The sequence below is a fragment of the Tabrizicola caldifontis genome (genome assembly GCF_004762095.1).
GTDB lineage: Bacteria > Pseudomonadota > Alphaproteobacteria > Rhodobacterales > Rhodobacteraceae > Tabrizicola > Tabrizicola caldifontis.
On sequence record NZ_SIJH01000044.1, the window covers coordinates 1 to 2,024 of the forward strand.

Below are 2,024 nucleotides of genomic sequence, written 5' to 3' on the forward strand. Positions count from 1 at the left end.
GCCGCAGCGACCCGCAAAAAGAAGGAAGACAGCCATGCCTTGACCCCAGCCTGAGCCGAAATCCATAATCAGAGGTGGCTCACTTCTCGATGGAAAACCCGGCTCAGTTCTGGGTGGAAATCAACACCGGCGCGAAGTTGCCGAGGACGAGCCCGGCCAGGATGCACAGTGCGACCCAGAGAGTCAGCCAACGTTCGAAGAGGCTCATGAAATTTCCTTCTCGTCAGGCACGCAGCAGACCGCAGCGGATGGGGCAGTCAGCGTACCGATAAAGTCGGCCAACGGTTGCAGCGCAGCGGGGTTCAGCGCGTAGCAGATGCGCGGGCCGGATATCTCGCCAGTGATGACCCCAGCAACCTTCAGGATGCGCAGGTGCTCGGAGACCGTGGACTGCGCCAGGCCGACAGCGCCCACGATGTCGCCGCCGATGCAGCCGGGCGTGGCGAGCAGCAGCCGCAGAATGCGCAGTCTTGCCGGATGCGCGAGCGCCTTGGCCAGTTCAGCAATCTCAATGTCGCGGTTGCTCATCGCGCCACTCCTTTCGTTAATCGTCGATAGACGATTAACCAATCGGACGCAATCGGTTTTCTGTTTTCATGTTCACGAGATTATTGTGATGGCGAGCTCGCTAAGTCGCTTCGAAGACAACATCCATCTGCTCCGCCCACGGCTGGTCGGCGACAGCGACAAGGTCGATGAGCGACAGCGCCGGTGGCACGCGCCTGATGACGAGGTGTTCGAGCACCTCCGGCGACAGATAGGCGAGCCGCATCATTCGGCTCACGAACCGGTCGGAGACCTTCTCGGCCGCAGCGATATCCTGAATGGTGGAAGCGGCACCGGATTCCAGCTGCCGCCGCCAGTTCCAAGCGCGGGCGATGGCGCGCAGCACATGAGGGTCTTGCGACCGGCCGTCCCGTAAAGTTACCTCGTCGGGCGGCAGGATCTTCGGTCGCCCATTGCGTTTGCGGATCGTCAGGGGGATGACGACCCGGATGGTCTTCGTCGAGTCGGTCATGCACAGGCCTCCGTCTGGCGGGGGGCCATCATGTCCCGCAGGACCGAGCCCAGCCCCTCATGGCGCAGATCTACGGCGATGCCGTCTTCGCCGACGGTCACCCGCTCGACCAGAAGCTGGACGATGCGGGTCTGCTCCGCCGGATGGAGCGCCGTCCAGAGCTGGTCGAACTCGCCTAGCGCTTTCACGACCGCCTTCTCTTCGACGGTCGAGTTCTCGTCGCGAAGGGCCTTTATGGTCCGCGCCGCGACTTCGGGTGCGCGGATCATGCGGCGGATTTCGCCGACGACGGCGTCCTCGACCATGCCGGCGGGCAAGCGCAGCGGCCCTGAGGCGTCTCCGGTCGGGCGGTTTCGGATCAGGTCCATCGACGCATAGTAGCGGTAGAGGCGCGTGCCCTTCTTCGTCGCCGTCGGCGTCATCGCCGTGCCCGTCTCGGTGAAGATGATCCCCTTCAGCAGGGCTGGCGTCTGGCGGCGGGTGTTCTTCGCCCGCAGGCGCGGGCTCTCCTGCAGGATGCTGTGAACCTTGTCCCAGAGGGCCTGATCGATGATGGCCTCGTGCTCGCCGGGATAGGAAGTCCCCTTGTGCACGGCTTCTCCGAGGTAGACCCGGTTGTTGATCAGTTTGTAGAGGAAGCCCTTGTCGATCGGCTTCGGACCGGATCGGGCGTCTTGCATGAGACCGTTCGCAACAGAGGATGACTGGCGAAACGGTAGCCACAAAACGATGATATGCAATTAGATTCAATGACTTATCGCGTTTCGGCGGAATCATTAGAAGTAGAGCGAAGCCGTTCGTCAGGCCTTCCGCTTCAACCGCGACGCCATCCGCTCCCTCGTCTTCGGGGCGGCCGATGCCGCGCCCGAAGCAGCCATAGGGAGGGCTGCGTAATGCGGAAGTCAAGCAGCTTTGAAGAGAGGATCGTAGGTCTTTCGGCGCTGGATCATGGTCCAGAGCACGGAGACGCGTCGGCGTGCGAGAGCGATGAGCGCCTGGGTGTGGT

General features: G+C 62.5%; 3 protein-coding genes. All 3 read right to left on the reverse strand.

Translation table 11 applies throughout. The features are described 5' to 3' along the window. Positions 1 to 204 precede the first annotated feature (204 nt). The 3 genes from EYB42_RS17165 to EYB42_RS17175 all read right to left on the reverse strand — a co-directional run bounded on the left by EYB42_RS17165 (position 205) and on the right by EYB42_RS17175 (position 1,758). Positions 205 to 528: an ArsR/SmtB family transcription factor gene (locus tag EYB42_RS17165; protein WP_135451289.1), complete on the reverse strand. Its 324-nt coding sequence runs from the start codon at positions 526 to 528 to the stop codon at positions 205 to 207. A gap of 100 nt (positions 529 to 628) precedes the next feature. Then, on the reverse strand, positions 629 to 1,018 hold the full coding sequence (locus tag EYB42_RS17170; RefSeq protein ID WP_135451290.1) for a hypothetical protein: 390 nt from the start codon (positions 1,016 to 1,018) through the stop codon (positions 629 to 631). Next, on the reverse strand, positions 1,015 to 1,758 hold the full coding sequence (locus EYB42_RS17175) for a recombinase family protein (RefSeq protein ID WP_205910016.1): 744 nt from the start codon (positions 1,756 to 1,758) through the stop codon (positions 1,015 to 1,017). The genes EYB42_RS17170 and EYB42_RS17175 overlap by 4 nt, the downstream gene beginning before the upstream one ends. Positions 1,759 to 2,024: the final 266 nt, after the last annotated feature.

Excerpts from the sequence above, each read along its gene's own strand:
- EYB42_RS17165 (WP_135451289.1), bottom strand. The coding sequence starts at position 528 with ATGAGCAACCGCGACATTGAGATTGCTGAACTGGCCAAGGCGCTCGCG.
- EYB42_RS17170 (WP_135451290.1), bottom strand. The coding sequence starts at position 1,018 with ATGACCGACTCGACGAAGACCATCCGGGTCGTCATCCCCCTGACGATC.